A 6,656-nucleotide genomic window follows, 5' to 3' on the forward strand; every position below is an offset into this window, starting at 1 on the left:
CGGTTCCGGACACCGCACGATATTGGCCTCAACATCACGCTCGCTAACCTTTTCGTAATCAAGCGTAGCGCTGATGGGGCCAACCTGTTCAACGTAACTGATGATCTCAACCCCAAGGGTCTCTTTAAGAAATTTTCTTGCAATAGCGCCAGAAGCAACACGCGCCAATGTTTCGCGCGCAGAGGCGCGACCGCTACCGCGCCAGTCCCTTCGGCCGTACTTGGATAGATAGGTATAGTCAGCGTGTGAGGGACGGAAATGATCACAACATCAATTGAGCTTCCAACAACCAGCCCTGGAAAACGATCAATGCCGCTGCCTATGGTGCTCACTCCAACAAGTTCGTCACCTGGGACGCGCGCATTGATAACAGAAATACCTAGAAGGCCGAAGAGTCTAAGTGGCCATCCCCGTCCTGTGTAGCTCCATGAGCTAGCGGCCCCTCAACGTAAGTTCCAGGCGCTATGCCATCACCAACCCAATAGGTAATGCTATAGCCAAAAGCTAAAACCTCGATCACGCCATCTTTATTTCTATCCTCCATGGCTCACCATCAGCATGAGCGCCTAATACCGATAGAAGAAAAAAAGGAACACCCGCCGCTACAATTAGGAACCTGAACTTAGCGCTCCGTCCTTCGGCTATAGGAATGTAAATTAACGATTTACCAATGGACATATGCGCGCCAAAGCTTTATCGAGATCACATCCGAGATATCGCTGCGTGTTACATGAGACATTAAAGCCTGTAAATCCACTTACTCTGTTCTTTCCAGTGCTGAGAATGGTAACTGGATTACGAGCTCGTATACGAGAGGAGAGACAGACCTTATAAACATCTTTCGCCGGATTAAGCACTGGATCGACCCTCTTGATGGTGAGACGACGAACCATTCGATAAACCTTTGAGCTACCCTTCTCCTTTAGGCAGTGAATCTTTGCTGGCACCGAGTCACCATTTTTAACAATCTTAGCGTCAATCGTCATCTGAACTTTGAATGGACTACTGTAATTGGTGCCACATGAATCAGCGTTCTTGAAACAAGGATCCCGATCTCCATTATCACACGCTCGAACAACAACGCTGAATGAGTTTATCAGGGAACCGTGCAAAATAATCGCAGCGTTGCCGTTACACTCAGCCAACTCTGGGATATAAGAAACATCTTTTGGGAAAGAGGTCAAACAGGGGCCAAAAGCATGCGCCATTGGTACATATCCAAGAACAACTATCACTAATAAAGCAACCAAAGTATCTATTGATGCCCGCATATGGCCTACCTCCATAAATTTACGAAAAATTTATACACGAAGTTGCCTCCAACGTATATAATAACCCCACTTTCCCACTATAAAGACCCCATAAACCGAAAAAGCATAGATAAGCCCATCTATAGGCAACCTGAATCTATCCTCTGGGCAATTAAGCAATGCCGCCAACCCAGTAAAATAAATAATTACGATAAGATACAACAATCGATGCTCCCATCCCTGACCAGTTATAGATCGCCCTACCCCAACAATACCAAAGGCCATTAAAAACACCTCCGGCAAGGAGAGGAAACGAAAAAGTCGGTGAACCCATCTTCTTGCCCATTCAGGCAACCGATCTGGGTCTGCTCTAACTACAAGAGTTTGCAATCCATCGTGGTTAGAACAGAGATATGGAATATTATTCCTGCCCCCACAAAAATGTATGCTCCTCCTTGGAGCAACGAAAAGGCGCCAGAAGTTATTCACAGTGTTTGGAATAAAGAGGTAGGGATGTGAAAGCAGCACCTCCTTGGCGAACCCACCCATCCGCTTATCTACAGTCAACTGCGTAAGCTGCTTCTTAGTGTGGCTCGCCCGAACCTCTTTTATGAGATTGAAATATACCCGGAAATAAGTTGTTCCTCCTCGCAGTTTTGCCCTTTCAGTGGCAGCGCGAACAAAGAGATCGGAGCTCTCTTTAGGGAGCGGTGTCTGATCAACATCTAGAATTCGGTGAAAAAGATTAATGCCAAAATCTTGGCTTATTCCCCAGAACCCGTAATGTTTATGGTTCACCCTCATCCACGGAAACAGTCCCACAAAAAAAATAATGAGCGCTATACCAACGGCGGAAAACATCCTCTTTGACAACCCAAAACGCGCGAGAAGACATCCAAGCACCAATACCAACAAAAGTTGTCCGATCGGACGAGAAAGCGACATAATCGCGGCGATGACCCCAAGAAGCACAAAAGATAGACGGGAGACCTCCGCACGTTTAAGCTCTGAGACTATCCTAGCCACTATCCAAAGAAAGAGCATTAAAAGGAAGATAAACTGAGCTTCTGTTTGAATCACAGATTCATAATAAAGCTGCAGCGGGGACAACAAAAAGAGCACTGCGGACCATAGCGCAACCTTATGAGGGAAGGCCCGACGCAGTGCTAAAAATAAAATAAAACCACTTCCCACTCCAAGAAGCCTCTGAACGAACACAACGCAATCACCAGCCTGTTCTCCAAAATCAAAGACCTTCAAGAATATGGCCAGAAAAAGTGGATAAAGAGGTGTCCTATACACCTCGTGCATCCAAAAATTTCCTTCCGCCGCCATCAATGTTGCGGACTTTAGATAGGTCAATGAGTCCGGCCACAGGACTGGAAGGGCCCCGAAGGTAAGAAGAATCCGGGGTATTGCCCCTACAACAAGGAGAATTAGGACCCAGGTAGGGATCCTATTATAAAAGCAAGCGATGGACGGTATCTTCTTATCGCTAAATATCGTCCCCGAACTGCTCAACGTATTGAAATACCACGAAGCAGCCATTAGAGTGTTCTCAGCAGTAAGTAGCCGATCAGTACTACAAAAATTGTATGCGCACAATGGACACCAGAGAGACCCCACAACTATCGGTAGTCATACCAACTCTGAATGAGGGGCACAACATCGGTCCCCTGATTGAACGGCTTTGGGCTACTATCAAAGCTCTTGAGCTATCAGTCGAAATTATAGTTGTAGATGGCGGATCAACTGACCAAACATGGCAAGTAGCTGAACAGCTCGGCGCCCGTTGCCTACTACAGCGTCGCCTTGGATACGCGGGAGCACTAAGAGAGGGATTCTCTGCGGCTGGCGGGGAGTATATCCTCACACTCGACAGCGATCTTTCGCACCCGCCTGAGCTCTTTAAAGAGATGTGGCCCCTTAGGAGTGATGCGGACATTATTATAGCTTCTCGCTTCGCTAGGGGTGGACGCTCAGACGCCCCTCTCTCCAGACACCTCCTTTCAAAGGTGCTTAACGCGGTATTCTCAACATGTCTATCACTTCCAATTAAAGATCTCTCTAGCGGATATAGACTTTATAAAAGAAGCGCGCTCAACCTCGGCGCTTATCACCCTGAGAACTTCAATATTCTCCAAGAAGTAATCGTTAGAGCTTACTCAGAAGGGTATAACATCAAAGAGATCCCACTTCACTATGAAGAGCGCGCTTCAGGGTCTTCTCACGTCTCCCTAGTTAAATTCGCAATCTCCTATCTGCCCACTCTGTACCGCCTATGGAAACTGCGAAACTCGATCAGCACAGCGGATTATGAATACCGATCTTACTATAGCAGACATCCTTTACAACGTTATTGGATTCGTAAGCGACTCTCTCTTGTAAAGCGGTTTCTTGATATACCACAGAGGGTCCTTGACGTCGGCTCTGGCAGTAACTACTTAGCGGCAACTACACCAGGAATCATCGCGCTTGATATCGAACCAAAAAAAGTGCGTTTTATGGCGCGAACACAGGCAGTAGCTCAATTAGGGGACGCCCAAAATCTACCGTATCCCGATCAGTCATTTGACCAAGTTATCCTCTCAGAGGTACTACCATACGTCGGAGATCTGGGGGCCTCACTTGACGAGGCGCGTCGAGTTCTTAAAAATGGTGGCAAGCTAATCATATGCGTTCCGGACTCGCGCAGACTCGCATGGCGAATCTTTGGAACCCTCTATCGCTTCCTCCCGAACGTGCATGCATCTCAAGTTAAGGTTCGTCATCGCTTCACCCGAATAAACCTAGTTGAGCGCCTCGCTAATCGTGGCTTTCGCGCTCTGAAATATAGCTATATTTGCGGAGCTGAATTGGTTATTGTGTTTAAAAAAGTTGATTAGTTAGTAACGTGGATCTTAACCCGACGCGCACAAATATTATCTTGGCACTAATCGGATCGACAATTGGCCTTCTGGCCGTATATTGCGCAAAGCTTATACTACTTCCAAAACGGGAAGGTACTGAATTTAAGAGCATGGAGGATTTTCGCTCCGCTCTTAGCGATTCACGAGCGAATGGACGGTATCGTAGGCCCGACGGGTCTCTCCCCTTCGCCGCCGTTATCAACTCACATCCATCAGACGAAATAATCTATACGCTGAAACCTAACCTCAACGACAACTTTACCGGAGTTAATGTTAAGACGAACTCTTTCGGCATGAGGAGCCCAGAGCGTCCAATCATTAAACCCAGCGTGACGTTCAGAATAGCTCTTATGGGAGACTCCTTCGCCTTTGGATGGGGCGTTGATATAAAATCAGGTTTTGCTCAGGTAATTGAGGACTTACTCAACCAGGATTTAAATGGGTCGCCTAAAGTAGAGGTACTTAATTTCGGCATCCCTGGATATTCAACATTTCAGGAGGTAGCCCTGTTTCAAGAGCGAGCGCTTCAATTCGAACCAGACGCTGTGCTCGTATTCCTTGTCGACAACGACTTTGATTTTCCATTCTTCATCAAAGACTCATCCAAGGAATCCGGCCTAGTTCAGAGTTTCTCACTTAGTCGGAACGATCGCGCTAATGCGCCACTCTTAAATGCTCAAAAAGCTGCCATGAAGGACAAAGGCCCAGTAACATCACTTACTCGACTTATACAATTAACCGACCCCTTGCATATTCCAGTGTACCTAGCTGTAAACCCACGAAGAGACTGGCGCAATATAATGAAGAAGCTTTCCAAACTTCATGAAACCTCTCTCCACTTTTTAGAGTTTGGCGCAGAGTTTGAAGAAATCGTTAAGAAGAATGGATACACAGATAAGGATTTAAACCTTCCCAACGATCCTCATCCAACGGCATTACGCCATTCAATATACGGAAAACTGATTGCTCAAGAACTTGTGGCGACCATTCAACAGTAAAAAATAGCATAGGTGGCTTCAAAGCCCTCTATACAGATCCTTTTTATAACGGCTAGCAAGACTTTTTTGTTTTACTTGCGGACATTCCCGTATCTCGACAGGCTCGTATCGATCTTATAGCAAGGGCCATTATCTTTTCCAACCAAAGCGTATTTCGTACCGCCGTTAGCCCTAGCCAATCTTATAAAGTCTGTATTCGAAACCCGATCATAACACATAGCCTGATAGTAGCGGCAACCAAATGGATTGTCGCACCTATAGAGACCGAAACAAGAGAAAACCTTGCCATTTGTTCCCGCGACCTTCAAAGTTGCAGTGCCCTTCAAGCGATGATCTTGATCAAGAAACGTACGGCCTCTTCCGCCGTGCACATTATCATTCTTATAGAGAACATTTCTAAGAGAAGCGACATCGGTGATTGAGGTGCAAGTCAAAGTACTGCTAATGCTTAATCTTTTTTGTGCACTGTGCCGAAAACTTTCCGCTTGTGCCGTACTAATTAACACTAGCGCGACGGTCAGAGCATATATATATTTCATAGGTCCTCATAAAAATTAATCTAACAATAAATAAAAATACTCTTCCTCTAAGGATAGGAAGATCAATTCACTTTCCGCAAGTAGCGGATCCGCGGTAGTGACATTGTAATAGGGGTCCTCAGGTTGCCGAAAGTTGGAGGGTTGATTGTTATCGCCCCAGATGACCGTTTTTAGACTGCCAGAAGAGCACGAGAGGACAAACTAAGTAGCGAAAAATAGCATCTTTGTTAGCTATCCGAGACGAGGTACATCAATCTTAATCTCACACTCCTCAATGGCCTAAAAAACGAGCTGGAACGATGGCCCCTTAATAGTCACCTGCGCCCCCTAGCAGGCTGTTACCCGTTCTGCGCGCGTTGCCGAAGAAAGTGATCCATAATAACAAGGGCCGCCATGGCATCCACGATCGGCACGGCGCGTGGAAGGACGCATGGATCGTGACGCCCTGCAGCCGCAATTTTTGTAGGCGAGCCACTTGTTGTAACGGTATCCTGCTCTTTAGCTATCGTTGCTACCGGTTTGAAGGCGATGCGACAGGTAATAGTCTCCCCTGATGAGATTCCACCAAGCACACCCCCTGCATTGTTAGTTTGAGTTGAAACCTCGCCGTCTTCGTCGATAATAAATGGGTCGTTGTGCTGGCTGCCAAGCAGGTGAACTGCTCCAAAGCCGAGTCCGATCTCAAAGCCCTTGACCGCATTTATGCTGAGCATGGCCTTGCCGAGATCGGCGTGGAGCTTATCAAAGACCGGCTCGCCGAGCCCGGCTGGGCAGCCCTTAATGACGCACCGAATAACCCCTCCGATCGAATCGCCCGCGGCCTGTACCTCGCGGATAAGCTCAATCATCTTGATGGCAGCGCCCGGTTCCGGACACCGCACGATATTGGCCTCAACATCACGCTCGCTAACCTTTTCGTAATCAAGCGTAGCGCTGATGGGGCCAACCTGTTCAACGTAA

Annotated in this window: 6 protein-coding genes and 1 pseudogene; 2 read left to right on the top strand and 5 right to left on the bottom strand. The window is 47.1% G+C overall.

Annotation, left to right across the window (positions count from 1 at the left end):
- The 4 genes and pseudogenes from NTV65_00730 to NTV65_00745 all read right to left on the bottom strand — a co-directional run bounded on the left by NTV65_00730 (nucleotide 1) and on the right by NTV65_00745 (nucleotide 2,552).
- Nucleotides 1-249, bottom strand: a pseudogene (locus NTV65_00730) (chorismate synthase).
- Nucleotides 250-379: 130 nt separating this feature from the next.
- Nucleotides 380-544 carry a hypothetical protein gene (locus NTV65_00735; protein MCX6113727.1) on the bottom strand — a complete coding sequence of 55 codons (165 nt, stop codon included), beginning with the start codon at nucleotides 542-544 and terminating at the stop codon, nucleotides 380-382.
- Nucleotides 545-656: 112 nt separating this feature from the next.
- Nucleotides 657-1,271 carry a hypothetical protein gene (locus NTV65_00740; GenBank protein MCX6113728.1) on the bottom strand — a complete coding sequence of 205 codons (615 nt, stop codon included), beginning with the start codon at nucleotides 1,269-1,271 and terminating at the stop codon, nucleotides 657-659.
- Between the two features lie 30 nt (nucleotides 1,272-1,301).
- A complete protein-coding gene (locus NTV65_00745) occupies nucleotides 1,302-2,552 on the bottom strand; it encodes a glycosyltransferase family 39 protein (protein ID MCX6113729.1) in 1,251 nt (416 codons plus the stop codon).
- A 302-nt stretch (nucleotides 2,553-2,854) separates the two neighbouring features.
- Between NTV65_00745 and NTV65_00750 the strand changes: the two genes are divergently transcribed.
- Both NTV65_00750 and NTV65_00755 read left to right on the top strand, forming a co-directional pair.
- Nucleotides 2,855-4,135, top strand: coding sequence for a glycosyltransferase (locus NTV65_00750; GenBank protein ID MCX6113730.1), 1,281 nt, complete (start codon nucleotides 2,855-2,857; stop codon nucleotides 4,133-4,135).
- Nucleotides 4,136-4,143: 8 nt separating this feature from the next.
- Entirely contained in the window at nucleotides 4,144-5,157 is a 1,014-nt protein-coding gene (locus tag NTV65_00755) for an SGNH/GDSL hydrolase family protein (protein MCX6113731.1), read from the top strand.
- Nucleotides 5,158-6,034: 877 nt separating this feature from the next.
- Here the strand turns inward: NTV65_00755 and aroC are convergent.
- The coding region (gene aroC, locus NTV65_00760) for a chorismate synthase (protein MCX6113732.1) at nucleotides 6,035-6,656 on the bottom strand (622 nt) is incomplete at its 5' end.

Source organism: Pseudomonadota bacterium, assembly GCA_026390555.1.
Lineage (GTDB): Bacteria > Bdellovibrionota_C > UBA2361 > UBA2361 > OMII01 > OMII01.